23 protein-coding genes are annotated in these 24,259 nt (G+C 66.6%); 15 read left to right on the top strand and 8 right to left on the bottom strand.

What is annotated here, in order from left to right; all coding sequences use genetic code 11:
* The first annotated feature begins 26 nt into the window (after nucleotides 1-26).
* Together nth and QFZ36_RS08880 are read left to right on the top strand one after the other, a co-directional pair.
* Nucleotides 27-821 carry an endonuclease III gene (nth, locus tag QFZ36_RS08885; protein ID WP_306639143.1) on the top strand — a complete coding sequence of 265 codons (795 nt, stop codon included), beginning with the start codon at nucleotides 27-29 and terminating at the stop codon, nucleotides 819-821.
* Nucleotides 818-1,495, top strand: a complete 678-nt coding sequence (locus tag QFZ36_RS08880; protein ID WP_306635645.1) for an NUDIX hydrolase — start codon at nucleotides 818-820, stop codon at nucleotides 1,493-1,495. Before nth ends, QFZ36_RS08880 begins: the two co-directional genes overlap by 4 nt.
* A 29-nt stretch (nucleotides 1,496-1,524) precedes the next feature.
* Here QFZ36_RS08880 and QFZ36_RS08875 read toward each other — a convergent pair whose 3' ends face one another.
* Entirely contained in the window at nucleotides 1,525-1,716 is a 192-nt protein-coding gene (locus tag QFZ36_RS08875) for a YegP family protein (protein ID WP_306635643.1), read from the bottom strand.
* 186 nt (nucleotides 1,717-1,902) lie between these two features.
* On the bottom strand, nucleotides 1,903-3,621 hold the full coding sequence (locus QFZ36_RS08870; protein WP_306635641.1) for a bifunctional 3'-5' exonuclease/DNA polymerase: 1,719 nt from the start codon (nucleotides 3,619-3,621) through the stop codon (nucleotides 1,903-1,905).
* Between the two features lie 280 nt (nucleotides 3,622-3,901).
* Here QFZ36_RS08870 and ssd point away from each other — a divergent pair, with 280 nt between their 5' ends.
* The 7 genes from ssd to QFZ36_RS08835 all read left to right on the top strand — a co-directional run bounded on the left by ssd (nucleotide 3,902) and on the right by QFZ36_RS08835 (nucleotide 9,188).
* Nucleotides 3,902-4,966, top strand: a complete 1,065-nt coding sequence (gene ssd, locus QFZ36_RS08865) for a septum site-determining protein Ssd (protein WP_306639142.1) — start codon at nucleotides 3,902-3,904, stop codon at nucleotides 4,964-4,966.
* A complete protein-coding gene (locus QFZ36_RS08860; protein WP_306635639.1) occupies nucleotides 4,963-6,255 on the top strand; it encodes a TadA family conjugal transfer-associated ATPase in 1,293 nt (430 codons plus the stop codon). The genes ssd and QFZ36_RS08860 overlap by 4 nt, the downstream gene beginning before the upstream one ends.
* A complete protein-coding gene (locus tag QFZ36_RS08855; RefSeq protein WP_306635637.1) occupies nucleotides 6,252-7,058 on the top strand; it encodes a type II secretion system F family protein in 807 nt (268 codons plus the stop codon). The genes QFZ36_RS08860 and QFZ36_RS08855 overlap by 4 nt, the downstream gene beginning before the upstream one ends.
* Entirely contained in the window at nucleotides 7,055-7,669 is a 615-nt protein-coding gene (locus QFZ36_RS08850; protein WP_306635635.1) for a type II secretion system F family protein, read from the top strand. Before QFZ36_RS08855 ends, QFZ36_RS08850 begins: the two co-directional genes overlap by 4 nt.
* Before the next feature lie 261 nt (nucleotides 7,670-7,930).
* Nucleotides 7,931-8,299, top strand: a complete 369-nt coding sequence (locus tag QFZ36_RS08845; protein ID WP_306635633.1) for a DUF4244 domain-containing protein — start codon at nucleotides 7,931-7,933, stop codon at nucleotides 8,297-8,299.
* Nucleotides 8,296-8,721: a TadE family type IV pilus minor pilin gene (locus QFZ36_RS08840; RefSeq protein ID WP_306635631.1), complete on the top strand. Its 426-nt coding sequence runs from the start codon at nucleotides 8,296-8,298 to the stop codon at nucleotides 8,719-8,721. The genes QFZ36_RS08845 and QFZ36_RS08840 overlap by 4 nt, the downstream gene beginning before the upstream one ends.
* A gap of 92 nt (nucleotides 8,722-8,813) precedes the next feature.
* Nucleotides 8,814-9,188 carry an Rv3654c family TadE-like protein gene (locus tag QFZ36_RS08835; RefSeq protein ID WP_306635629.1) on the top strand — a complete coding sequence of 125 codons (375 nt, stop codon included), beginning with the start codon at nucleotides 8,814-8,816 and terminating at the stop codon, nucleotides 9,186-9,188.
* Nucleotides 9,189-9,206: 18 nt separating this feature from the next.
* Here the strand turns inward: QFZ36_RS08835 and QFZ36_RS08830 are convergent, their stop codons facing one another.
* Nucleotides 9,207-11,582, bottom strand: coding sequence for a DEAD/DEAH box helicase (locus tag QFZ36_RS08830; RefSeq protein WP_306635627.1), 2,376 nt, complete (start codon nucleotides 11,580-11,582; stop codon nucleotides 9,207-9,209).
* Between the two features lie 90 nt (nucleotides 11,583-11,672).
* Complete coding sequence (locus tag QFZ36_RS08825; RefSeq protein ID WP_306635625.1) at nucleotides 11,673-12,365, bottom strand: GNAT family N-acetyltransferase; 693 nt, start codon at nucleotides 12,363-12,365, stop codon at nucleotides 11,673-11,675.
* Between the two features lie 151 nt (nucleotides 12,366-12,516).
* Between QFZ36_RS08825 and trhO the strand changes: the two genes are divergently transcribed.
* A complete protein-coding gene (trhO, locus tag QFZ36_RS08820) occupies nucleotides 12,517-13,410 on the top strand; it encodes an oxygen-dependent tRNA uridine(34) hydroxylase TrhO (RefSeq protein WP_306635623.1) in 894 nt (297 codons plus the stop codon).
* 23 nt (nucleotides 13,411-13,433) lie between these two features.
* On the opposite strand, the gene QFZ36_RS08815 is transcribed toward trhO, so the two are convergent.
* Both QFZ36_RS08815 and QFZ36_RS08810 read right to left on the bottom strand, forming a co-directional pair.
* Nucleotides 13,434-14,003: a hypothetical protein gene (locus tag QFZ36_RS08815; RefSeq protein ID WP_306635621.1), complete on the bottom strand. Its 570-nt coding sequence runs from the start codon at nucleotides 14,001-14,003 to the stop codon at nucleotides 13,434-13,436.
* 38 nt (nucleotides 14,004-14,041) lie between these two features.
* Nucleotides 14,042-14,518, bottom strand: coding sequence for a hypothetical protein (locus QFZ36_RS08810; protein ID WP_306635619.1), 477 nt, complete (start codon nucleotides 14,516-14,518; stop codon nucleotides 14,042-14,044).
* 101 nt (nucleotides 14,519-14,619) lie between these two features.
* Here QFZ36_RS08810 and QFZ36_RS08805 point away from each other — a divergent pair, with 101 nt between their 5' ends.
* The 5 genes from QFZ36_RS08805 to proC all read left to right on the top strand — a co-directional run bounded on the left by QFZ36_RS08805 (nucleotide 14,620) and on the right by proC (nucleotide 22,000).
* Nucleotides 14,620-16,305 (top strand): DUF7059 domain-containing protein, encoded by a 1,686-nt coding sequence (locus QFZ36_RS08805; RefSeq protein ID WP_306635617.1) that lies wholly within the window; start codon nucleotides 14,620-14,622, stop codon nucleotides 16,303-16,305.
* Between the two features lie 136 nt (nucleotides 16,306-16,441).
* Nucleotides 16,442-19,168, top strand: coding sequence for a type I DNA topoisomerase (gene topA / locus QFZ36_RS08800; protein ID WP_306635615.1), 2,727 nt, complete (start codon nucleotides 16,442-16,444; stop codon nucleotides 19,166-19,168).
* 197 nt (nucleotides 19,169-19,365) lie between these two features.
* Nucleotides 19,366-19,785 carry an SseB family protein gene (locus tag QFZ36_RS08795; protein ID WP_306635613.1) on the top strand — a complete coding sequence of 140 codons (420 nt, stop codon included), beginning with the start codon at nucleotides 19,366-19,368 and terminating at the stop codon, nucleotides 19,783-19,785.
* Nucleotides 19,786-19,792: 7 nt separating this feature from the next.
* Nucleotides 19,793-20,779 (top strand): Ppx/GppA phosphatase family protein, encoded by a 987-nt coding sequence (locus tag QFZ36_RS08790; protein WP_306635611.1) that lies wholly within the window; start codon nucleotides 19,793-19,795, stop codon nucleotides 20,777-20,779.
* Nucleotides 20,780-21,166: 387 nt separating this feature from the next.
* Entirely contained in the window at nucleotides 21,167-22,000 is an 834-nt protein-coding gene (gene proC, locus QFZ36_RS08785; protein WP_306635609.1) for a pyrroline-5-carboxylate reductase, read from the top strand.
* A 55-nt stretch (nucleotides 22,001-22,055) separates the two neighbouring features.
* On the opposite strand, the gene QFZ36_RS08780 is transcribed toward proC, so the two are convergent.
* Together QFZ36_RS08780 and QFZ36_RS08775 are read right to left on the bottom strand one after the other, a co-directional pair.
* The gene (locus QFZ36_RS08780; RefSeq protein ID WP_091422541.1) at nucleotides 22,056-22,742 is read right to left on the bottom strand and encodes a potassium channel family protein; all 687 of its coding nucleotides are present in this window, start codon (nucleotides 22,740-22,742) and stop codon (nucleotides 22,056-22,058) included.
* Nucleotides 22,735-24,168: a TrkH family potassium uptake protein gene (locus QFZ36_RS08775; RefSeq protein WP_306635607.1), complete on the bottom strand. Its 1,434-nt coding sequence runs from the start codon at nucleotides 24,166-24,168 to the stop codon at nucleotides 22,735-22,737. The genes QFZ36_RS08780 and QFZ36_RS08775 overlap by 8 nt, the downstream gene beginning before the upstream one ends.
* Between the last annotated feature and the right edge of the window lie 91 nt (nucleotides 24,169-24,259).

Genomic DNA, 24,259 nt, shown 5'->3' with positions numbered 1-24,259 from the left:
CGGCAGCCGCCGGCCAGGCTGCAGGCATGCCCGTGGTTTCCTCTGAGTCCATGCTCGGGCTGAAGCGGCGGGCGCGCCGGATCAACAGGGCGCTGGCGGAGAAGTATCCCTACGCCCATGCGGAACTTGATTTCCGCAATCCATTCGAACTGCTGGTGGCCACCGTCCTGTCGGCCCAGACCACCGACGTCACCGTCAACCAGATCACCCCGCTGCTGTTCGCACGCTATCCGGACCCACGGTCCATGGCCGAAGCGGATCCTGCCACGATCGAAGAAATCATCAAGCCTACGGGTTTCTTCCGGGCCAAGACGCGAAGCCTCGTCGCGTTGTGCACCCGACTGGTGGATGAGTACAACGGAGTGGTTCCCGGCCGGCTGGAGGATCTCGTCACGCTGCCGGGGGTTGGCCGGAAGACCGCCAACGTGGTGCTGGGCAACGCCTTTGGCGTCCCGGGCATCACGGTGGACACCCACTTCGGCCGCCTGGCCCGCCGGTTCGGCTGGACGCAGTCCGAGGACCCGGTCCAGATCGAATACGACGTCGCGGAGCTCTTCGAGAAGAGGGACTGGACCATGCTGTCCCACCGGGTGGTGTTCCACGGCCGGCGGGTGTGCCACTCCCGCAAACCGGCGTGCGGCGCGTGCCCCGTGGCCAACTGGTGCCCCAGCTACGGAATGGGCGAAACAGACCCGGCCAAGGCGGCCAAGCTGTTAAAGTACGAACTCGCTCCCGGCAATGAAGCCCTCCTCGCCCAACTGCTGGCTGAGACCTACAGGGCAGCTGAAATCCGGATGGAATCCCAAAAGAGGACCCGGTGAGCGCCCGCGAAGACCTGATCCGGCTGGCGGGACGGGCGGCGTCAGGATCGGCATCGCCCCCTGACCCGCTCTGGGCAGCCCTGACCGTTGATGCCCAAACGGCGCGGAGGGCGGCGGTCCTGATGTTGTTCGGGGCCCTCGACGAGGTCCCGGCTACGTCGGACAAACCGCTGGCCCCGGCAGACCTGGACGTACTGCTCCTGGAGCGCGCCCACACGCTGGGTTCCCACCCCGGGCAGGTGGCGTTTCCCGGCGGCAGCATTGACGCGCCGGAAACGCCGGTGCAGGCAGCACTGCGCGAGGCCGTAGAGGAAACGGGACTGGACACGAACGGCGTCGAAGTTTTGGGCACACTGCAGGAACTGGGCCTGGCCCACAGCAACTTCCTCGTCACCCCTGTCCTGGGATGGTGGCGCTCGCCGTCACCCGTCCGGGTGGTGGATTATGCCGAGTCCGCGCAGGTATTCCGGGTCCCCGTCCGGGACCTGCTGGACCCGGACAACAGGGTCATGGCCACGGTCCACCGGGCCGGGCGGACCTTCGACAGCCCGGCATTCACCGTCAACGGCGTGGTGGTCTGGGGCTTTACCGGAATCGTGCTTAATGGCCTCTTTGAACAGCTCGGCTGGGCCGTCCCGTGGGATCGGAGCCGGGTGCACCCGATAAGCGTCTAATTTTTGTGGATCGCGTTAATTCATGTGCCCTAGGCCTGTTGGTGGCGCAGATCCACTACTATCCCTGTGGCCGCGTTCTCACGCATCGCGTTGATGCCTTCCAAAAGTGTGTTCAGCGACTTGAAGTTCGGTGAAACGGCAACGATGTTGCCCTCCCCGTCCGTAAGCCGAAGCCTGTACGACTCGTCCCCAACCCGATGTATTTCAAACCTGCCCGCCATGCGCCGGACCTCCCCTGGTGTTTGCGCCCTTGCATCAACCTCTGGACCGATCTGTTTCAGTCACCATAAGACTGTAACCTGCGTCACGGGACCCTTGCGAGCTACTGCCGGGTAGGTTACTTTCCTCGACAAACGTCGCGCTGGACGCGCCGGAGGGCACGCTGCGCGCCTTCAAGAACGCTGCTCCTACTTGGCATGGTTGTAGGAATCCACCACTGCCACGCTCACCGGAAACTCGACCGGGATGCGTCCGAACAGCAGCTCCTTTGCTGCACTTGCGGCGTCCTCGATCGCCATGATGCACGCGTCCACCTGCTGCACAGGAGCGTGGACCATCACCTCGTCGTGGAGGAAGAAAACCAGTTGCGCGCCCGCCTGTCCCTCCGTGCGTAAGGTGCGCAGCCGCCGTCGTAATTCCGCCAGCCAGCAGGCCGCCCAGTCCGCAGCGGAACCCTGGACAACAAAGTTGCGCGTGAAACGCCCCCTGGAACGGGCTATCGATTCGGCCCGCCGCTGCTCTTCGGCCGACGCCGCACGCTGGCTCTGGAACCACCGCTCCGACGGGGGAGGGCTGCTGCGGCCCAACCGGGTGGTGACCGTCCCGCCGGACTCACCGGCGCGGGCTGCCTGCTCCACGAAACCCACTGCCCGCGGATACGTCCTGGTGAGCTGCGGCATAAGGCGCCCGGCCTCACCCGACGTAGCGCCGTACATGGCACCCAGCAGCGCCACCTTCGCCTTGGCCCGGTCGCCGCCGAAGCCCTTCGCAGCGATTCCCGCGTACAGGTCCTGGTCACGGGCAGCCTCGGCCATGATTGAGTCCTGGGCCAGGGCCACCAAAACGCGCGGCTCAAGCTGGGAAGCGTCCGCCACAATCAGCTTGTGTCCGGGATCCGCATGGACGGCGCCGCGGATCTGGCGGGGAATCTGCAGTGCGCCTCCGCCGCGCGATGCCCAGCGGCCCGAGACCACCCCGCCCACCACGTATTCAGGCCGGAACCTGCCGCCGGCCACCCAGGCGTCGAGCCAGGCCCAGCCGTTCGCGGTGTGCAGGCGTGAAAGCTTTTTGTAGGCCAGGAGCGGCCCGATGGCGGGGTGGGTTGACTCCTTCAGCTCCCACTGCCGGGTGCTTTTCACCTCTATGCCGTTCCGGTGCAGGGCGCGGATGAGTTCCTGCGGGGAATCCGGGTTGAGCGTTGGAGCGTTCAACAGCCCGCGCAGTTCGAGGTTCAGCGCTTCAAGTTTTGCCGGGCGGTGGCCCACGGGCGGGCGCGGGCCGAGGTAATCGGCCAGGATTTCTTCGTGCAGGTCCTCCCGCCAGGGAACTCCGGTGTGCTGCATTTCAGCCGCGATCATAGCGCCGGCGGATTCGGCGGCCAGCAGGAGCTGAAGCCGGTGCCGGCGGTTCTCCTCCGGGCTGACGGCAGCCAGGGCTTCCTGCTGGGAGGCGTATTCCGCGCGGAGGTCTTCAAGGCTGAGCCGGGGTTCGGAACCCGAATGGGGATTATCGAACAGGGCGTCCTGTTCCGGCGGCGGAGGTGGCGGCTGGAGCGCCCGCGGTGGCTGCTGCGGGTCATCCAGGGTGATCTTTTCGGCGTTCCGGGCATAGCCAGTGTGGGCGGTGAACTGGGAGAGGGCCAGGATGTTCCCGCAGAGGCTGAGGTCATAGCAGCGCTCCAGTTCCACCCCGCGTGCCAGCAGGGACGGATACCAGTCCTGCGTGCGGTGCCAGATCCAGCGGGGAGGTTGCCCGCCGCCCGGCCTTCGTTCCAGTTTGAGGACGACGTCGGCCAGTTCGCCTGCGGAGACCGGCCGGGGTTCCGGATTGGCGGGGTGGGGGTGGCCAGCTTGGGTGAGTTCCTGCAGGACCGCGCCGGAGGGGTGGGGGCCGAGCAGGAGGTACATGCTCCAATTCTGCCTTGTCTTTCCAGGCTGTTCTGTCGCGGACTCTTCCTGCACAGGATTGTTGATACCCGACTTGTCCACATACGGACGGGGCTTCCTTATCCTTGCCTGAACGGGGGTGGACAGTGGCTTCATGAGCAGGCACCAGTCGACCCCCTCCCACTCGGTTCCAGTCCTTGCCGGGCGTTTGCCCCGGAGTCCGGATGAGGAGCTGCGGTCCGGCGCCCCAGGTGTCACGGCGGGTTTCGCCCCGGGGTTAGGCGGGCCAGCCGATGCGTGGCTGCCGGACAGCAAGGAAGAGGTGCTGCTGGTAACTTCCTCTGCTGTTGTTCGCGCAGAGGTGGAGCGCATCGTGGCGGCGGCCGGTGCCCATCTTCGCGTTGTTGCCGATGCGCTGGAAGGGGCCAGGTACTGGGATGGCTCGGCCGCGGTCCTGGTGGGCAGCGACATCCGGGAGCTGCCGCCCCGGCGGCGGGCACCGGCCGTCCTCGTGGGTTTGGACGGTGAAGGCGACAGCCTGTGGCACCTGGCTGCGGCGCTCGGGGCGGAGCGGGTGGCCGTACTTCCGGATGCCGCGGCCTGGCTGGCGGACCACCTCAGCCGCTCCCGGGCGCCCGGCCCTGGCGGGATCATCCTGGGGGTCACCGGCGGGTGCGGCGGGGCCGGAGCCACCACGGCTGCAATCTGGATAGCCCAGGCGGCGGCAGGGATGGGAGCCCGGGTACTGCTCGTTGACGGCGACCCATGGGGCGGCGGGCTGGAACTCGCCATCGCCGCAGAGGAAAACCCGGGCCTGCGCTGGCCCGACCTTTCCGAGGCGCGGGGCAGCATTGATTCGCGCCAGCTGTCCGACTCACTGCCCGTCGCCGGGGGATTCTCTTTCCTCTCCTGGCCCGCCAGCCGTGAACAGCCCGTGCCCGTAGCCACACCAACCACCACCGTCGTGCTCGATGCCGCCCGGCGGGGATACGAACTGGTGGTGCTGGACATCGGCAGGGGCGCCGGGCCGCTTCAGTCTTATGCCTGGGACTGCGACCGCATCATGGTGGTGGTTCCCGCGCAGCTGAAGGCGGCCGTGGCGGCGGTGCGGTTGCTCCATGAGTTCCCGCCAGTTGAGGCCGGGCTCTTAGTGCGGGGCCGGCCGGGGGCCGCCCTGGATGGCCCGCTCATTTCCGAGGCAATCGGACTTCCCGTGCAGGGCCGCGTCCCTGAGCTCCGCGGTGTTGGCGCTGCCATGGAGTCCGGCCGCCTCCTGGACCTCGGCAAGCGGCGCAGCGTCCGGCATTTTGCCGCCTCGGTGCTCGATTCACTCGGTGATGAGTTGCCCGCTGGGGAGTTTGGATGAAGCAGCAACCGGCACGGGGTTCGGGAGCAGCCGACGGGCTCCGGCGGCGTGCCCGGCTCATAGATGGCCAAGGACTGGCAGGCCAACGCCTGGCGGGCCGGCGCCCGGACCCGCGCCAGGCGGAGCGGCAGGTTGTTGACGCCGGGCTGCTGGAATCGGTACGCGAGTCCATGATGGCTGAAGCCGGGGTTGTCACGCCTTCGCGGGTAGCAGCCGCCGTACAGGCCACCGGCAAGTTGCTGGGCACGGCCGGCGCGCTCGCGGCGGTGGAACGCATCAGCGCCGAGCTTAACGGGCTGGGACCGCTCCAGTCGCTGACCCGGGATCCGGCCGTCACGGACATCTTCGTCAATGCTCCGGACTCGGTATGGGTTGACCGCGGTCGGGGCATCGAGCGCGTTCCGGTGGCATTCGGCGATGAAGCCCAACTGCGGGCCCTGGCCTGCAGGCTGGTTGCCGCGCGAGGGCGTCGCCTGGATGACGGCTCACCCTGCGTGGATGTGCGGCTGGCGGGCGGTTACCGCGTCCATGCAGTACTGCCGCCGGTTTCCACGTCGGGAACACTTCTGAGCGTCAGGATCCGCCGAGAGCGGGTGTTCACCATGGACGAGTTGGAGTCAGCCGGAATGTTCGGCCCCCTGGTTAAGGACGTCCTGGAACGGGTGCTGGAACTTCGGTTGAGCTTTTTGATCAGCGGTGCCACCGGTTCCGGGAAGACCACGCTGCTGTCCACCCTGCTGGGGCTGTGCGCGCCGGAGGAGCGGCTGGTCCTCATTGAGGATGCGTCCGAGCTGAATCCCGTCCATCCGCATGTGGTTTCCCTCGAATCGCGGCACGGAAACCTTGAAGGCGGCGGGGAAGTGGGGCTCGGCGAGCTCGTCCGGCAGGCCTTGCGGATGAGGCCCGACCGGCTGGTGGTCGGTGAGTGCCGCGGCGCGGAGGTCCGCGAATTGCTGACGGCGATGAACACCGGCCACAGCGGAGGAGGCGGAACGATTCACGCTAATACTGCGGGCGCTGTGCCTGCCCGGCTCACGGCGCTGGGCGCCCTCGCCGGAATGGGCCCGGACGGTGTCCGGCTCCAGGCGGCCAGCGCGCTTGACGTGGTGATCCATGTCGAACGGACCAGCCGCGGCCGGGAGGTGACCTGCATCGGCGTTATCGGGGACGGCCCTGACGGGCTTCGCGTCCTGTCCGCCCTGCAGGTTGTGGAAGGCGCGGCCGTTGCGGGTCCGGCATGGGGCGCGTTGGCGGGCAGGCTTGGACTTGAACCCGGGCAAGGCCTGTGAACTTCTTCCTGGCAGCCGCATTGGTGCTGGCTGCGCTGTTGATTCTTCGCCCGCCGCAGAGTGCAGCGGTGAGGTTCCGCCGGGCAACCGGAGGCGTTGCTCACGCATCGGCAGGCAGCCCGTGGGCGCGCCTGCCGGGCTGGGTCAGGCCTGGAACCGGAAAGCCGGCTGCGGCTGGCTCGGCGGTAGCCATGACCCTGGTGGTGCAGCAACTGGCCGCGCTGCTCAAAGGTGGGCGGACCCCGGCCCGGCTGTGGGACGAGCTGTGGTTTATCTACGGCGCCAAGAGCCAAACACGGCCGGATGGAGCAACTCCGGCGCAGCAGGCTAATGGGCTTACCCAGGGGTCAGCCGCCACCCTTGCTGCCGCCCGCTCGGCTGCGGCAACCGGGGCTCCCGTATCGGAGGCCATCACGCGCTCCCTGCCCGCGGCTTTTCCGCGGGCGGACAGGGAGTGCCGGATCTGGTCCCAACTGGCCGCCTGCTTCGACATCGCAGAAGCAAGCGGCTGCCCCCTGGCCGACGTGCTGACGAGGTTCGCGGCGCAACTGGAAGTAGAGGACGATGCCGACGCCGCCCGGCAGACGGCACTGGCAGGCCCCAAAGCCACCGTCCGGCTGCTGACCTGGCTTCCGCTGATGGGGCTGGGCCTCGGAATAGCCCTCGGCGTGGATCCGCTGGCCATTCTGCTGGGCACGCCGCTGGGCCTGGCAGCGCTCGCTGCCGGGATTGTCCTTACCGTTGCCGGCCGGTTCTGGTCCGCCCGGCTGGTGGCGGCAGCAGCAGGTGCGGGTGTCCCATGACCGAACCACTGCCGCAGGCGCTCGCGCTCTTAGCCATATTGGCCGCCGCGGCCTGCCTCTTATGCACCGGGAAGGGCGGCGTCCGGAAGCGGCTGAATGCCCTGTCCACGGTGCGCCGCCCTGATGAGGTGGCCTATCCATGGTCCGCGGGGCCCCGCAACCGGGATGGTCCCGACGGCCTGCAGGACACCGCCATGATGCTTGAACTCGTCGCCGCAATGCTGGACGCCGGTTGCGGCATCGGCCGTTCCCTCGATCTCGTGTCTGCTTCCGCGTCCTCCCAGTACCGGGAGTCGCTCCGTCCCGTCGTTTCCGCACTGGCCATCGGAGCGGACTGGGAAACTGCGTGGCGAAGCTCTGCCGTCCGGTTGCCGGGGATTCTGGAGTTGCGGGATGCCCTGGGGTTTGCGGCGCTGACAGGTGCACCGTCGTCGGCGATCCTCTACGCCCAGGCTGCAAGGCTTCGCCGGGAGAGGTTCCGGGCAGCCGAAAAGCGGGCTGCGTCCCTCGGCGTCAAGCTGGTGGTACCGCTGGGACTGTGTTCGCTGCCGGCCTTTATCTGCCTGGGTGTCGTTCCCGTTTTACTGGCCCTGGTCCCGTCCGGCTCCTAGCCTGCGGCGACGCCGTCGGCGCAGGCTAGGAGACCTGCGGCTGCCCCCGCCGGAAATGCTCTCCTCGCCGCGTTGGCCTGCCCAGCAGGGGGTTATCACCACGGATTCCGGCAGGACCCCGCGTCCTGCTCTTTCCCTCCACAGCAGCCAAACCACCTCAACTTTTCCACTTACGCACCAGCCGGCCTTACCGCTTGAGGCAAGGCCGGGAAGAGTCAAACCAGCCGACAACCGTGCCGGCCCATCGAAAGGAACCACCGCATGACCATCAACCAGGACCGCCGCTTTGCCGCCGGAACCGCAGCGCTCGCAGCAGCCCGGCCGAACATCAAACGGCGCACCGCCGCAGCTCGATGTGCGGGTGCACCCCCGGCCGGCGCTGCATCGTTGCCGGCCAATGTGGTGGAGCTCGACCCGGGCGCCACCGGCGGGCGCCCCACCGCCACCCGCGGGCGCCGCACCGGCATCGGCATGCTGCAGAGATCAGAAGCAGGCATGGCAACTGCCGAGTATGCCATCGCCACCTTGGCGGCCGTCGGTTTTGCCGGGCTGCTGGTCTTCATCCTTCGCAGCGAGGAAGTGCGCGGCTTCCTGCTCAACCTGATCCGCACGGCGCTGGCGTTGCCATGACCAATGCCCCGGAGGCGGTGTACCTTCGGCGGGCGGAGGACCGGGGCGCCGTTACCGCAGAGTTTGCCGTGGCACTGCCTGCCGTCCTGCTGCTGCTGGCCATGCTGCTTACAGGTGCGGCGGCCGGAGTCACCCAGTTGCGGCTGGAGGAAGGAGCCAGGGCGGGTGCCCGCGCACTGGCCCGCGGAGACGATTCTGCGGCCGTGGAAAGGATCGTCAGGACCCTTTCGGGGGCGTCGGCGTCCGCAGCTGTTGCAGCGGAGGGCGAATGGCTCAGCGTCACTGTCACCGGCCGGGTAGGGGGTCCGCTCGGGTCATCGATCCCGTGGACCCTGACTGCCCGGGCCTCAACCCGCAGCGAGACAGTGGCAGCGGGCCCTGCCATTCCGTCGGCAGTTGCGGCTGCGGCAGGTGCCGGATGACCGGACCGGCCCGCCGCAGTCAACCCGGTACAGCGGATGGTCGGGCTCGCCCGCTGCAACCAAGCAAACACAGCAGGAAGGAGCGCTCTCAGGTGAAAGCCACTGTTCAGGCCAAGCACAGCCGGGAGGGCACGGAGCGCGGCTCGGGCACCGTTCTGGCAGCGGGCCTCGCGTTGATGGTGATGACGGTGATGGCACTTCTGCTGCTCCTGGCACAGTCGGCTGTTCTGGCCAGCAGGGCCGCCGCAGCTGCGGATCTTGCTGCACTCGCCGCGGCGGACGCCCTGCGCGGGGTCACGGACGGGGAACCGTGTGGTGTAGCTGCGGAAGTCGCGGCGCGGCACGCCGCCACAGTCGTCAGCTGCTCCGAGGGCGGAGGCCAGACCGTGGAGGTCCAGACCGAGCTGATCGAAGGGACCATGCTGGGGACGGCAAGCGGGCACGCCCGGGCCGGGCCTCCACCCTGAGCAGGCGAAGGACGGGCCTCAGAGCAGGGCTTCCGCGCTCTTGGAGCTGGCCTCGGTGGCGTCTTTCAGCAGGACATCGAGCAGGGTGACCGCGGCCGCCTTGTCCAACGGATTGTTCTTGTTCCCGCATTTGGGCGACTGGACGCAGGAGGGACAGCCCGATTCGCATTCGCAGGCCTTGATGGCGTCCCGGGTCGCGGCCAGCCACACCTTTGCCTTGTCGAAACCGCGCTCGGCAAAACCGGCTCCGCCAGGGTGCCCGTCATAGACAAAAATGGTGGGCACTCCGGTGTCGGCATGCAAGGCAGTCGAAACGCCTCCGATGTCCCACCGGTCGCTCGAAGCTACCAGCGGAAGCAGGCCGATTGCCGCATGCTCCGCGGCGTGCAGGGCACCAGGGAACTGGGCTTCGATCAAGCCGGCGGCAGTGAGTGACCGGTTGTCCACCTCAAACCACACTGCCTTGGTAAACAGCTCCCGGGCGCCGAGGTCGAGGGGTTCCTCGCCGAGGATCTCGTTGGAAATCAGGGCCTTGCGCTGGAAGGAAACCACCTGGGTGGTGACCTTTACGTCGCCGAAGTGCAGAGAAACCTCACCCCATCTTGCGGTGCGCTGGGTTTCCAGCACCTCGATCTGGGTGACGTCCCGGGCGGTGGTGTAGTAGTCCGGATTGGCGCGCCGGACCACCACGCAGTGATCGTCTTCGTTGAGGTCCTCCACAACGTAGCTGTCGCCCTGGTGGATGTAAACGGCGCCGGTGTGCGCCTGGTAGTGGGTCTGCGGTGAGTCCATCGTCCCCAGGAGGGAGCCCGTATCGGCATCCACAATACTGACCGGCCCGCCGCCGTCGGCCCGCAGGTTCACCATGGCGGCCGCACTCTGGGAATGGGTCCAGAACCATCCCGCCGGGCGGCGCCGGAGATACCCCTGGGCCACCAGACGGTCGAGAAGGGCCTCGGCCGTGCTCCCGAACAGGCCCAGCTCTGCCGGGCCGAGCGGCAGTTCGGCGGCCGCGGCGCACAGATGGGGCCCCAGCACATATGGGTTGGACGGGTCGAAAACAGTGGCTTCCACCGAGACGTCGAAGATGGCCTCCGGATGGTTCACCAGGAAGGTGTCCAGCGGATCGTCACTGGCAACAAAGGCCGCGATGGCGTCCTGTCCTGCCCTGCCGGCCCGCCCGATCTGCTGGAACAGTGAGGCCCTGGTGCCGGGCCAGCCGGCTACCAGGACAGCATCGAGCCCGGAGATGTCGATCCCCAGCTCCAGCGCCGAGGTGCTGGAAACTCCCAGCAGCCGGCCGGAGCGCAGTGCCTTCTCCACGGCCCGGCGTTCCTCGGGCAGATATCCGGAACGGTAGGCCGCTACCCGCTGCGGGAGGCTGGGGTCCACCTCGTCCAGGAGGCGCTTCGTGATCGAGGAGATGGTCTCCGCTCCGCGCCGCGACTTGATGAAGGCAATGGTGCGGACGTGTGCGGACACCAGGTTGGCCAGGAGGTCCGACGTTTCGGCCACGGCCGTCCGCCGTTGCTTGGCGCCGTTCTCGCCGCGGGTTTCGGTCAGCGCCGGTTCCCAGAATGCCACGGTGGTTGCGCCGTGCGGGGAGCCGTCCTCCGACACGGCCTTGACGGGGGCGCCGATGAGCCGGGCGAAGGAGGCATCCGGTTCAGAGGCAGTGGCTGAAGCGGCAATGAACACCGGCTCGGGGAATGAGGAGCCGGCTCCGTAGTAGGCGCAGATCCGCCGGAGCCGGCGCATCAGGTTGGCCACGTGCGAGCCGAAAACGCCCCGGTAGCTGTGCGCCTCGTCCACGATCACGTAGCGAAGGCGTCGAAAGAACCCCGCCCACCAGGCGTGGTTGGGAAGGATACCGAAGTGCAGCATGTCCGGGTTGGCCAGGATGAAATTGGCGTGGTCGCGGATCCACCGCCGGGAGGCCGGGTCGGTGTCGCCGTCGTAGGTTTCCGCGCGGACGGTTGGCAATTGCAACGCCCGGATGGCGTTCAGCTGGTCGGCCGCGAGGGCCTTGGTGGGGGACAGGTAAAGGGTGACCGCGCCGTCGTCGTGGATCTTTCCTGGCTCGGCAAGAACCCGAAGCTCGGAGCGGTGGATGGCATCCAGCGCCGGCAGCTGGTAGGCGAGCGACTTTCCGGACGCCGTCCCGGTGGCCACCACAACGTGTTCGCCGCCGTGGGCAATGTCAGCGGCTGCCACCTGATGGCGGTAGGGCTGCCGGACGCCGAGCGAACCGTAAGCAGCAACCAGATCCGGGTGGACCCACGACGGCCACGGTTCGTGCACGGCCTCGCGGGCAGGGATGGTGCGGACATGACGCAGCTGTTCCGGGTCCGGGCCGCGGCCCAGCAAGGGAATCAGGGAGTCATGGGGGTTCACCCCAATATTGTTTCACCCGCCAGGAGCCGGACGCGCCGGGTTCGCCGTCGGGGTAAACCGGGAACCCGATACGGACGTACCGCCGGGCGCTCAGCTCAGGGACAGATCGGACCCGTCGTGGGATGCCGAAAGCATCAGCACACGGGAAACAGTGGTCCAGCCGAGATGGGAATAGAGCTTCTGGCCGTCAAGGGATGCCAGCAGCAGCCCGCTCTGGACGTCATGGCCAAACGCCTGCGCTGCCAGTGCCCGCATGATGAAGCTGCCAAGGCCGCGCCGCTGGAAGGCCGGTTCGGTGATGATTTTGTCGAACACGGCGGTATCGCCCACCACATAGACCCGGCCGCTGGCGGCCACGGTGTCACCGGAACGCACCTCCGCATAGTGCACGCCGTCCTGCTCGGAGGTCGCCAGGGAAAGATCGTCATCTGAAAGCCAGGGATCCTCGGCATCCTGGGTTTCCATGTCCACGATCATCATGGCCTGGGAGTCGGAGGTCACGTTCAGCCCGTGCTGGCGGGCAAGTTCCGAATAACGGGCGGTGTCGTTGGTCAGGATCGTGAGGACCCTGGCCGGCACTTCCGCCGTTTTGGCCGCGAGAACGGCAAACTCGGTGTCCGTTGGCTCGGAGGCGAAAAATTCCCATTCACCGGTGGTATCGGACCGGAGTGCGGCGGGGAAGCGGCCTTCGGAGGATGTCCGGTAACCGCGACAGCCTGCCCAGCCGGCCACCCATACTTCGAGAAGGCCAGTGATGTCGTTAACCATGGTTTCCGGGCTCATGCGATGAGACTATTCCACCCGGATCACAAGCAACAGGGGGTGGCAGGCCAGAAGTCCGCTGCTTATGCAATTGTGATGCAGCACCATCCAGCGGCCAGGGGCGGCGGAATCGGGTCAGGCCGCCCGAATCCAAGCCGGTACCCTTAAATACGTGGCTTTGAACCGAATCGTCCTTTTTTACGGCTTTACCCCCATCGCTGATCCCGACGCCGTGCGGCTCTGGCAGCGTGCCCTCTGCGAAAAGCTGGGACTGACCGGCCGCATCCTCATCTCCAAGGACGGCATCAACGCAACGGTCGGCGGCGAGATCGGCGCCGTGAAGCAGTACGTCAAGACCACCCGTGAGTACAAAGGCTTCCACGGCATCGACGTCAAATGGTCCGACGGCGGCGCGGAAGACTTCCCCCGGCTCAGCGTCAAGGTGCGCGATGAGATCGTCTCCTTCGGCGCCCCCGGCGAACTCAAGGTGGACGCCAACGGTGTGGTGGGCGGCGGCAGGCACCTTAAACCCGAAGAGCTGCACGAACTCGTCGACGCCAGGAAACAGGGCGGCGAAGACGTGGTCTTTTTCGACGGCCGGAACGCCTTCGAAGCACAGATCGGCCGCTTCAAGGACGCCATCGTCCCGGACGTCGCCACCACCCACGACTTCATCAAGGAACTCGAGTCCGGGAAGTACGACTCCCTCAAGGACAAACCGGTGGTCACTTACTGCACCGGCGGTATCCGCTGCGAGGTGCTCTCCAGCCTGATGGTCAACCGCGGCTTTAAAGAGGTGTACCAGCTCGACGGCGGAATCGTCCGCTACGGCGAAACCTTCAAGGACCAGGGCCTCTGGGAAGGCTCGCTCTACGTGTTCGACAAGCGTATGCACCTCGAGTTCAGCGAGGGCGCCAAAACCATCGGCCAATGCACCCGCTGCGCCGCCCCCACCAGCAAATTCGAGAACTGCTCCAACCCGAGCTGCCGCACCCTCACCCTGTACTGCGCTGAGTGCGCCTCCAGCCCGGACACCCTGAGGTGCCCCGAAGGCTGCGCGGCCTAAAGTCCAGGCACCGGCAACAGCCATCACAGGCGCCGGAGGCGGTAGGCGTAGTTGGCGCCCGTCCTGGCCTCTACCGTGATGGTCAGCGCCGTTTCGGCCGAGAGATAAATGACGTTCTCCCGGTTGATGCCGCACCGCAACCCAAGGTCAACCAGTGTGAGCGCGTCGCTGCGCACGGTGAAGTTCACCCTGCGCTGGCTCCGGCAGGTCAACGCCAAGGCATAGGTTCCCGTCCCCACCACGGGAGTGGTTTCGCTGCGCACCTCGCCCGCGGCCAGCAACCCGGCCGCCGCATCAACCACAGGATCATCCGTGTCGGGCAGGGTGCGCGCCACCCAGGAATCCAGTTCCGCCTCGCTGACAGGCTCGCGCTGCAGGGGATCGCGGGTAAATGCCGGAGCCGGGGCCACGGTCTGCTCCGCATCAGCGGGATCAGCAAACCGGCCGTCGTCGTATGTGTATTCACAGCCGCCCAGCACCAGCCCCGCCGTGAGCACAAGGCCGAAGACGACGGCGGCCGCAGGTTTTCGCGTCAGCGGCGCCGGGGCTGTCCGCACCGGACGGGGCGCGGAGGATTTCCGCACACTGGGCATAGTCCGACTTTAAGCCCGCACGCCCCTGCGGGCCATAGCTATTCGGCGGGCGCCAGCCGGTAGGCGTAGATGAGGGGCGCATCCACACTGGAAGTGCTGATTTCCAGGGTCCCTGACCGCGGCAGCGTGATCCCGGTGACCTCTTTGCTGCCGTTGCAGGCCGCTCCGGCGTCCACAACGTCTTCCCCGTCCAGGGACACCGCGAAGAACACTTTGCCCCCGCCCTCGCAGGTCGCCGTCAAGGTGTAGCGGCCGGCGCTGACGTTGGTAGCCTCCTGGATGATCCGGTTCCGGTTGAGGATTTTTCCGGCGTCCTCCAGTACGGCCCCCGGGGTTGTTGGCAGCGCGGTGGCCCGCCATCCGGGAACGTCAGCGTTCTCAATCGACACCGCGGGCGAGCACCCCGCCAAGGCAAGAGCCGCCAGGCCTGCCGGCGCACATGCTTTGAGGGCGAGGCGCCTCCGGTGGGCGGGCTGCTTCCGGGCGCGCGGAAGGACGGAAAGCGGTGTTGGCATACCTCAACGCTACCCCGTCCGGCCGGACGCAACGTTCCACCTGGCGCCGGACCGAAGCGGGACCTGCCGCCGGACGGAAGCCACCGCACTAAACTTGAGCGGTGCCTAATTCCCTGTACGAGTTCACCGCCGGCAACACCCCCGACGCGCCCCGAAGCGACCTTCCGGACCTGCTCACTGCACTTGCTGCGGACCTGCGCGCCGTGGAGTACACGCTCGACGGCGTAGCGAACCTCCTGGGCGAACCGGCCTACACGGCCTTGAACCGGGACCAGACCATTCCTGGGCTGCTGGCTGCCGAGCGCGCCGTCCGGCGGGATGACGGCGCGAAGGCGCTTGCCGCCGTCGTCCGCCTGTGGCTGCTCGCCGAGCCGCAGCCGGAGGAAACGCTCGACGCCGCGCTGCCAGGCATCCGCGCGGAAGGCCTGCTGGCACTGGGGCTGGTGGAGCCCGTTCCCGGCACCGCGCTCCTGGCCGCCAAAGCCGACCTGCGGCCCTACGGCTGGGACGTTAATGAGGACGGCAGCGGCGGCGCCGAACTGTGGGTGGCCAGCGACCTCGCGGCGCACCAGCAGGAAGGCGTCCTCCGCCACGACCACGTCCTCGGCATCGGCCAGGCCTCCACCACCCTGGTGCAGACAACGTTCCGCCGCCACACCGAACGGGCACTGGATCTTGGCACGGGGTGCGGCATCCAGGCTTTCCACCTGCTGCACCACTGCGAGCACGTGACGGCGACAGACATTTCCGAACGCGCGCTCGCCTTTACCCGTTTCAACATCCTGCTGAACGCGGAGGCCCTGTCCGTGGACCCGGACCGGCTGGGGGACCGGGTGACCCTGCGCCTCGGCTCGCTGCTGGAACCGGTGGCCGGCGAGGAATTCGGGCTGGTGGTCTCCAACCCGCCTTTCGTCATCACGCCGCGCAGCGCGGGGGAGGACGCCTCCGAACAGTTCACCTACCGCGACGGCGGCATGCCGGGCGACGGCATCGTGGCGGCCCTCGTGGCGGATCTTCCGGCGGTCCTGGCTCCCGGCGGAACGGCCCAGATGCTGGGCAACTGGGAAGTGGCCGAAGGTGCCGCCTGGCAGGAGCGCCCCCAGTCCTGGGTGGACACAGGCCTGGACGCCTGGTTCATCCAGCGGGAGCTGGTCAGCCCGGAGGAGTACGCCGAAACGTGGCTGCGCGACGCCTCCGAGGGCCGGGACCGGGAACACTACCGGGACGCGTACGCGGCGTACCTCGCGGACTTCGAGTCCAGGAACGTGGCGGGGATCGGCTTCGGCATGGTGCTGCTGCGCCGGCCCCTTTCGCCGGGGCAGGGCCCCTTCATCCGGTTCGAGGAAATCACCTACCCCATCGAGCAGCCCATCGGCCCGCACCTCGGCGCGGCCCTGGAACGCCAGGACTGGCTGGCCGCTAACACTATCGAGGACGCGCACCTGCTGGTGGCGGACGACGTGACCGAGGAGCGCCACCAGCGGCCCGGCGCCGAACACCCGGGCGTGATCCTGCTGCGCCAGGGAGCCGGCCTGCGCCGGACCAACCTGCTCAGCACCGAACTTGCCGGGTTCGTCTCCGCCTGCGACGGTGACCTCACCGCCGGCCAGATCGCCGGGGCGCTGGAGGCGCTGCTGGGCGGCGGTTTCGGGGGTAGTTCGGGCGTCAGTCCGGACGCCGACGGCATCGGGGAAGAAGCGTTCGACGCCGGCACGTTCCGGAGCGCATTGCTCGCCGAAGCAGCCAACCTGGTCCGGGACGGCTTCCTGATTCCAGCCACGGATTAAGGCACGGACTGAGGGGCGGAAGGCAGCCCGGCCAAGCCCCCTCTTTTTCACATGGATGCGCACATTTCTGCAAAATATGGTGAACTAGGCCAGTATGGGCGCATCTGCCCGAGCAACCTTTTTCTGTAGGAGCACCGTGCCAAGCAAGGCCAAAACCGGCAAGAAACTCGTGATTGTGGAGTCTCCGGCCAAGAGCAAGACCATCGCCAAGTACCTGGGCGAGGGCTTCATCGTAGAGGCCTCCATTGGTCACATCCGCGACCTGCCGCAGCCGTCCGAACTCCCCGCCGAGCTGAAGAAAACCTCCGTGGGCAAGTTCGCCGTCGACATTGACCACGACTTCAAGCCGTATTACGTGGTGTCCCCGGACAAAAAGAAAAAGGTGACCGAGCTCAAGGCTGCGCTCAAGGACGCCGACGAACTTTACCTCGCAACCGATGGGGACCGCGAGGGCGAAGCCATCGCGTGGCACCTGCTGGAAGTACTCAAACCAAAGGTCCCGGTGTACCGGATGACGTTCGGGGAAATCACCAAGGAAGCTATCCAGCGCGCCATGGGCAACCTGCGCGACGTCGATACTGCCCTGGTGGACGCGCAGGAAACCCGCCGTGTCCTGGACCGCCTGTACGGCTACGAGATTTCCCCGGTGCTCTGGCGCAAGGTGGCGCGGGGCCTGTCCGCCGGCCGCGTGCAGTCAGTGGTGACGCGCATGGTGGTGGACCGCGAACGCGAGCGCATGGCGTTCAAGGCCGCCTCCTACTGGGACCTCACCGGCCAGTTCGGCGCAGACGCCGGCTCCTTCAAAGCCAAGCTCGCCTCCGTCGACGGTGCCAAGGTTGCCAGCGGCCGGGACTTTAACGACGACGGCGTCCTCACCTCGAAGAACGTCGCCCACCTCAACGAGGAACTGGCTACGTCCCTGGCCGCCGGGCTGCAGAACGCCGAGTTCCGCGTTCGCTCCGTCGACACCAAGCCCTACACCCGCCGCCCGGCGGCGCCCTTCACCACCTCCACGCTGCAGCAGGAGGCGGGCCGCAAGCTGCGGTTCTCCTCCAAGAGCACCATGCAGGTGGCCCAGCGCCTGTACGAAAACGGCTACATCACCTATATGCGTACGGACTCGTCCTCGTTGAGCGACGAAGCCGTTACGGCCGCGCGGCGCCAGGCCTCCGAGCTGTACGGCCCCGAGTACATTCCGCAGTCGCCGCGCGTGTACACCGGCAAGGCCGCGAACGCGCAGGAAGCCCACGAGGCCATCCGCCCCGCCGGAGATTCCTTCCGCACACCCGCGCAGGTGGCCAAGCAGCTGTCCGGCGACGAATTCCGGCTCTACGAGCTCATCTGGAAGCGGACGGTCGCCTCGCAGATGGCTGACGCCAAGGGTTCGACGGCGACCATCCGCCTGGGCGCCGTGGCTACTGACGGGCGTGACGCCGAGTTCTCCGCCTCCGGCACCGTGATCACGTTCCCCGGTTTCCTGGCAGCCTACGAGGAAGGCAAGGACGAGACCCGCGGCGACGACGATTCCGATGAGGCCCGCCGCCTTCCCAACGTTGCCAAGGGCGACGCACTCACCGCCGCGGACATCATCGCCATCGGCCACGAAACGTCACCGCCGCCGCGCTACACCGAAGCATCGCTCACCGCGGAGCTGGAAAAGAAAGGCATCGGCCGCCCGTCCACCTATGCCTCCACCATCTCCACCATCCAGGACCGCGGCTACGTCCGGAAGCAGGGCTCGGCCCTGGTGCCGAGCTGGATCGCCTTCTCCGTGATCCGGCTGCTGGAACAGCACTTCAGCGACTATGTGGACTATGAGTTCACCGCTGACATGGAAGGCGACCTGGACAAGATCGCCAACGGCCAGGCCGTCGGCGCCTCCTGGCTTCGGCACTTCTACTTCGGCGAGGACTCCGATCCGGGCCTGCTGAGCATCGTCAACAACCTCGGCGAGATCGACGCGCGGGAAATCAACTCCATTCCCATCACGGACGAGATCACGCTCCGGGTGGGCAAGTTCGGCCCGTACCTGGAAAGCTCCGCGGCCACCGTGGACGCAAAGACGGGGGAGATTGTGGAGTCGGCGCGTGCGAACGTGCCGGAGGACCTCGCCCCCGATGAACTGACCGCCGCCAAGGCCATTGAGCTGATGGAAACGGCTGCTCCCGAGGAGCGCGTGCTGGGTACCGATCCGCACACCGGGCACACCATCGTCGCCAAGAACGGCCGCTACGGTGCGTACGTTACCGAGATCATCCCTGAGATGACGGAGGAACAGATCGCCAACCAGCCGGTGGAGTACTACAAGAACGGCAAGCCCAAGCCGCCGAAGAAACCGGTCAAGGCCAAGCCGCGCACGGGCTCGCTGTTCACGTCCATGACCGTTGAGTCCGTGACCCTGGACGAGGCACTTCAGCTCATGAGCCTGCCCCGGGTGCTGGGGGAGGACGCCGAAGGCAACCTCATCACTGTGCAGAACGGCCGGTTCGGTCCGTACCTGAAGAAGGGCACCGACTCCCGCTCGATCGGATCGGAGGAGGAGATCTTCACCATCACGCTGGAACAGGCCTTGGAGATCTACTCGCAGCCGAAGCAGCGCGGCGCCCGTGCCGCCGTCCCGCCGCTGGCCGAGTTCGGCCCGGACCCGGTGTCGGAGAAAAACATCGTGGTGAAGGAAGGCCGCTTCGGTCCCTACATCACTGACGGGATCACCAACATCACGGTTCCCCGCGCCACCTCCCTGGAGGAACTCACCCGTGAACAGGCTGTTGAGCTCCTCGCCGAGAAGCGCGCCAAGGGCCCGGTCAAGCGCACACCCACCCGCAAGGCTCCTGCCAAGAAGAAGGCAACGGCCAAGAAGTAAGTGGTTGGCCCGACCGGAAGAAATCCTCTGCGTGCTCGCTCGTTCGCCCCACCGTCCCCCTCGCCTCGCAAGCTCGGCCAGGGAACCCGGACGGTGTGGGCCCACGCTTGACGCTACGCTGCCGGATTCCTCCCAGTCGGCCGTCAGCAAGCATTGGCCGAATTGCAGTGGAGAGCCCAACGTGGTCGAGTAGGTATATGACTGAACAGCCAGGCATTGCCGACCAGACTCCCCTCAACGACCTTGAGGAGAAGCTCGCCACGGGCGGACAGCCTGATGCCAATCCTGTGGACGTCATCCTGTCCTTCCTGAACAGTGAGGTCTACATCGTCAGCCCGGACAATATCGAGGGCGTCGATTCCCAAGTGGAGCCGCTGGTCCTCGCCAACGCCGACGGCGACCCCGTCCTGGCCGTCTTCTCGCACCCCAGCCGGGTTGACCAGCAGTATCTGGAGGCAGCACCCAACGTGCTCGGAACGCAGGGCGCGGCAATCATCGCCAACATCGGTGACGAGCTCGGGATGGTCATCAACCCGGGGGCAGCCTACGGCTTTGAGATCAATCCCGAAGGCGTGGCCAACATCAAACGCGACTTCAAGCGCGCCGACGGGGAATAATGTCAGCATGCGGCTAGGCGTCCTCGATATCGGGTCCAACACTGTCCATCTCCTACTGGTAGATGCCCACCCCGGCGCGCGGCCAGTGCCCTTCGCCTCGCACAAGCGTCCGCTTTCCTTGGTCCAGTACTTGGAACCGGACGGCAGCATCAGTGACGCAGGCCAACACGAACTCACCGAATTCGTCCTCGAAGCCTGGGAATTCGCGGCACGGCACAAGGCTGAGGACCTTCTGGCGTTCTGTACCTCCGCCATCCGCGAAGCTACCAACGGGCCCGAAGTCCTGGCCCGCGTCAAGCACGAAACCACCGTCACGCTGCAGGAACTGACGGGAAGCGAAGAAGCGTCCATGACCTTCTTCGCCGTCCGGCGCTGGCACGGCTGGGGCGCCGGACCCATCCTCAATCTGGACATCGGCGGTGGCTCCTTCGAAATGGCTTTTGGCCAGGACGAACTGCCGGAAGTTGCCACGTCCGTGCCGCTGGGCGCCAGCCGGCTTACCCGGGACTGGCTTGCTGAGGACCCGCCGTCCGCCAGGAGCGTCAAGGAAGTGCGGCGCTACATCCGGGCAACCCTCAAGCCCGCGGTCCGCGAATTCGACGGACTGGGCCGGGCAAACGTCGTCGCAGGAACCTCCAAGACCTTCCGCTCCCTTGCCCGCATCGCCGGAGCCGCCCCCAGCGCGGCCGGCCCTTACGTTAAGCGCGAGCTGCACGGCTCCGACCTCGGGGTGTGGGCGCAGCGCATCTCCGCCATGAAAACCGAAGACCGCCTCCATCTGCCCGGCGTTTCCGAGGCCCGGGCCCACCAGCTGTTGGCCGGGGCGCTGGTGGCGGAAGCGGCCCTGGAGTTGTTCAAGTTCAAGAAGATCAAGATTTGTCCGTGGGCACTGAGGGAAGGCCTGATTCTCCGGCGGCTCGACCAACTGGTGTTCTCCGGGCCCCTGGAGCTGGCCCCGCACGTTACGCCGCCCGCCGTCCAGGCCGCCGTCTGAGCGCAGCAGCATAGGCCAATCAGTCAGTTTCAGGTACAGGGACAGGCCGAGGGCAAGAAGGCAGCTAATGGTCAAAGGCGCCTAATGGGTCAAAGTGCGCGTTAAAAGCGGAAGCACCGGCGGCCGCGACAGGAAAATGGGGGAAAACCTGTTGCGTACGCCGGTGCCCTGGCAGACATCCCCATGCCTGCCGCATCACTCGCACCCTCAATGAGGTAGTAACTACAGTAGGGGCGCTAGTTGGGAAGTACCTGCATCCAACATGTGAGTCAGCTGTCAGTGTGTTTCGGGAAGTTCCCGGCCGGCAGGAATTCTTGCCTGGACCGGCGGGAACGCTGCGCTTAACGCATTTCTGCGCCTGCAGGATCAAACTGCAATGATGGAGCCATGAGCAACCGAATCGCATTCCTTGGCTGTGGGTCCATGAACGAAGCCATCCTCGGAGGTCTGCTGGAAGCCGGGACGGATCCGGCGGACATCGTGGCCACCGTCCGGCGTGCAGAACGGGCCGCGGAACTGGCGGAGCGCCACCACGGCATCACCGCGATCGCCGGCGAGGAGGAACCGGACAACAACAAGCAGGCCAGCAAGGGCGCAGCCGTCGTGATTCTGGGCGTCAAGCCGGTTGGCATCGCGGATCTCGCCCGTGAGATCAGCCCGGCACTGGCGCCGGAAACGGTAGTGGTGAGTGTGGCTGCTGCGGTTTCGATCGCCCAGCTGGAGGCTGCCCTCCCCGCCGGACAGCCCGTGATCCGCACCATGCCCAATACTCCCGCCAAGCTCGGGCGCGGTGTTGTCTCGGTCTCGCCGGGCACCAGCTGCACGCAGGAACAGTTGCAGAAGGTCAAGGACATCCTGCAGGGCGCGGGAACCGTTGTTGAGGTGCCGGAGGAACAGGTGGATGCCCTTTCCGCCATCAGCGGCTCAGGACCGGCGTACGCCTTCTATCTTGCCGAGGCCATGGCAGCGGCAGGGCAGGAGCTGGGCCTGGACGCTGAACTGTCCCTGCTCCTGGCAAGGGAAACCGTGGCGGGCGCCGGATTTATGCTCGCCGAGCCTGGGGCTGACCCGGCGTCCCTGCGCAAAGCGGTGACCAGCCCGAACGGTACCACCGAGAGGGCTATCGCAACCTTCGACGAGCGGGGCATCCCGTCCATCATCGCCGCGGGCGCCCGCGCAGCGGCGGACCGGGCAGCAGAGATCACCAAACAGCTGGGCTGATCTTCCGGGTTTCGACGGGCTCAACCACCGGGCCGGACGGGCTCAACCACCGACCTTACGGACGGGCGGCGAAGCGTTCCAGCAGATCCACGTGGCCGGACACGATCAGCATGTCCCGGGAGGACACCTTGGTTTCCGGCCGCGCGTAAGTGAAGTCCTCGCCCGGGGATTTGACGCCCACGATCGTGACGCCGTACTTGGACCGGACCTTGGACTCGTCCAGGGTAAAGCCCACCGTTTCGCGCGGCGGGTACATCTTCACGATGGCGAAGTCGTCGTCGAACTCGATGAAGTCCAGCATGCGGCCGGAAACCAGGTGGGCGGCCCGGACACCGGCATCGGCTTCCGGGTAGATTACGTGGTTGGCGCCGATGCGGGTGAGGATTTTGCCGTGCGAGGGCGTAATCGCCTTCACCCACAGGTGCTCGATGCCCAGATCCACGAGGTTGACGGTAATCAGTACCGAGGATTCGATGGACGTGCCAACGCCCACCACAGCCGAGCTGAACTCCTGTGCCCCCAGCTGGCGGAGCGCGTCGATGTTGGTGGCGTCGGCCTCCACCACGTGAGTCAGCAGCGGGGCGAACTTCTGCACCAGGCTGCGGTCACGCTCAATGGCGAGTACTTCCCGGCCCTGTTTGACCAGCTGCTCGGCCGTGGAGGAACCGAACCGGCCCAGCCCGATCACCAGAACCGGAGCATTGTGGGCGGGCCGACGTGGGGCGTCTGGGGAACTAGCCAATGATTGGCCTCTCTTCCGGGTAGTGGTACAGCTGGCTGCGCTGGCGCAGGGCCAGGCCGGCTGCAAGGGTAACGGTGCCAACGCGGCCGGCGAACATCAGCGCCGTGAGGACATAAACGCCCGACGGCGGCAGTTCGGCGCTGAGGTTGGTGCTGAGCCCCACGGTGGCGAAGGCGGAAATGGTTTCGAACAGCACCCGGTCCAGGGAGGCGCCGCTGATGTGGAGCAGCAGGAACGCGGACACTGAAACAAGGGTGGCACCGGCCACGATCACGGAGATGGCTACGCGCATGCTGCCTTGGGGGATGGTCCGCCCGTAGACCTTGACGTCCGCGTCGCCCCGGGCCTCGGCGATGATGGCCAGGAACATCACGGCAATGGTGGTGACCTTGATGCCGCCCGCAGTGGAAGCCGAGCCGCCGCCCGCGAACATCAGTGCGTCCGTCAGAAGCATGGTGGTGGACTCCATCTGGTTCTGGTCCACCAGGTTGAAGCCGCCGGATCTGGTCATCACCGAGGCGAACAGTGCGTGGGTGATCTTGTCGCCGAGTTCCATGGGGCCAATGGTCCGCGAGTTGTCCCACTCCATCAGGCCCCACAGCACGGTTCCGGCCGCCAGCAGGATGAAGGACACCTGGATGGTGAGCTTGGTGTGCAGGTTCCACTTGCGCCAGTTCAGGCCGTTCTGCTGCAGGACCATCACCACGGGAAATCCGAGGCTGCCCAGGAACACGCCCAGCATCAGGGGGACCAGGATCCACAGGTCGGTCTCGTACGGCACAATGCCATCCGAGTGCGGGGTGAAACCGGCATTGTTGAACGACGAGATCGAATAGAAGATGCCGTGCCAGACGGACTGCCAGAATGGCTCGCCGAGGGTGAGGAAGCGGGGGATCAGGGCCAGCGCCAGGGTCCCCTCGATGACCACCGACGTGGTGATGACGATCCGCAGCAAGGTACCCACCTCGCCGAGGCGGCCCGCATTGTTCATGGATTCGGCGGCGATGATCTTGCCGCGTACGCCAAGCCGTTTGCTCACCATCAGTGCCAGCAACGACGCCAGGGTCAGCGTGCCGAGGCCGCCGATGAAGATGCCGATCAGGATCACCAGCTGGCCGAAGAAGGACCAGTGCACCGCCGTGGACACCACGGTGAGGCCTGTGACACACACGGCGGAGACGGCCGTGAACATCGACTCGTGCAACGGGGTGGCCGTGCCGGTGGCGGACGAGACAGGCAGGGAGAGCAGGAACGTGAACACCAGGCACACGGCGGCGAAGGCGCTCAGCGCGAGCCGGGCCGGCGAGGTGTTCGCAATGTCGTCAATGAAGTCACGCACCCGCGTGAAAACCCAGAGGCCCTCCCGCTCCTGCTCCGGGGGATGCCAGCTGGCCGGGTTCCGGGGCCTCGACTGGCTTTGCGTCATGTGTGGCTTTTCCTCGGTTGACTCTTCTTCCCTCAGTAGTAAACCACTTATGTCCGCGTAATGGCCGGGCGGGAAGGGCAGCGGGCTCGGG

It is taken from the genome of Pseudarthrobacter siccitolerans (genome assembly GCF_030823375.1).
Lineage (GTDB): Bacteria > Actinomycetota > Actinomycetes > Actinomycetales > Micrococcaceae > Arthrobacter > Arthrobacter siccitolerans_A.
This window is presented reverse-complemented; position numbering and strand designations above follow the sequence as displayed.

Coding starts and splice junctions, on each gene's coding strand:
- QFZ36_RS08825 (WP_306635625.1), bottom strand. CDS start 12,365: ATGAGCCCGGAAACCATGGTTAACGACATCACTGGCCTTCTCGAAGTA.
- nth (WP_306639143.1), top strand. CDS start 27: ATGCCCGTGGTTTCCTCTGAGTCCATGCTCGGGCTGAAGCGGCGGGCG.
- proC (WP_306635609.1), top strand. CDS start 21,167: ATGAGCAACCGAATCGCATTCCTTGGCTGTGGGTCCATGAACGAAGCC.
- QFZ36_RS08815 (WP_306635621.1), bottom strand. CDS start 14,003: ATGCCCAGTGTGCGGAAATCCTCCGCGCCCCGTCCGGTGCGGACAGCC.
- QFZ36_RS08850 (WP_306635635.1), top strand. CDS start 7,055: ATGACCGAACCACTGCCGCAGGCGCTCGCGCTCTTAGCCATATTGGCC.
- QFZ36_RS08840 (WP_306635631.1), top strand. CDS start 8,296: ATGACCAATGCCCCGGAGGCGGTGTACCTTCGGCGGGCGGAGGACCGG.
- QFZ36_RS08775 (WP_306635607.1), bottom strand. CDS start 24,168: ATGACGCAAAGCCAGTCGAGGCCCCGGAACCCGGCCAGCTGGCATCCC.
- QFZ36_RS08860 (WP_306635639.1), top strand. CDS start 4,963: ATGAAGCAGCAACCGGCACGGGGTTCGGGAGCAGCCGACGGGCTCCGG.
- QFZ36_RS08790 (WP_306635611.1), top strand. CDS start 19,793: ATGCGGCTAGGCGTCCTCGATATCGGGTCCAACACTGTCCATCTCCTA.
- QFZ36_RS08870 (WP_306635641.1), bottom strand. CDS start 3,621: ATGTACCTCCTGCTCGGCCCCCACCCCTCCGGCGCGGTCCTGCAGGAA.
- QFZ36_RS08875 (WP_306635643.1), bottom strand. CDS start 1,716: ATGGCGGGCAGGTTTGAAATACATCGGGTTGGGGACGAGTCGTACAGG.
- QFZ36_RS08845 (WP_306635633.1), top strand. CDS start 7,931: ATGACCATCAACCAGGACCGCCGCTTTGCCGCCGGAACCGCAGCGCTC.
- QFZ36_RS08795 (WP_306635613.1), top strand. CDS start 19,366: ATGACTGAACAGCCAGGCATTGCCGACCAGACTCCCCTCAACGACCTT.
- QFZ36_RS08810 (WP_306635619.1), bottom strand. CDS start 14,518: ATGCCAACACCGCTTTCCGTCCTTCCGCGCGCCCGGAAGCAGCCCGCC.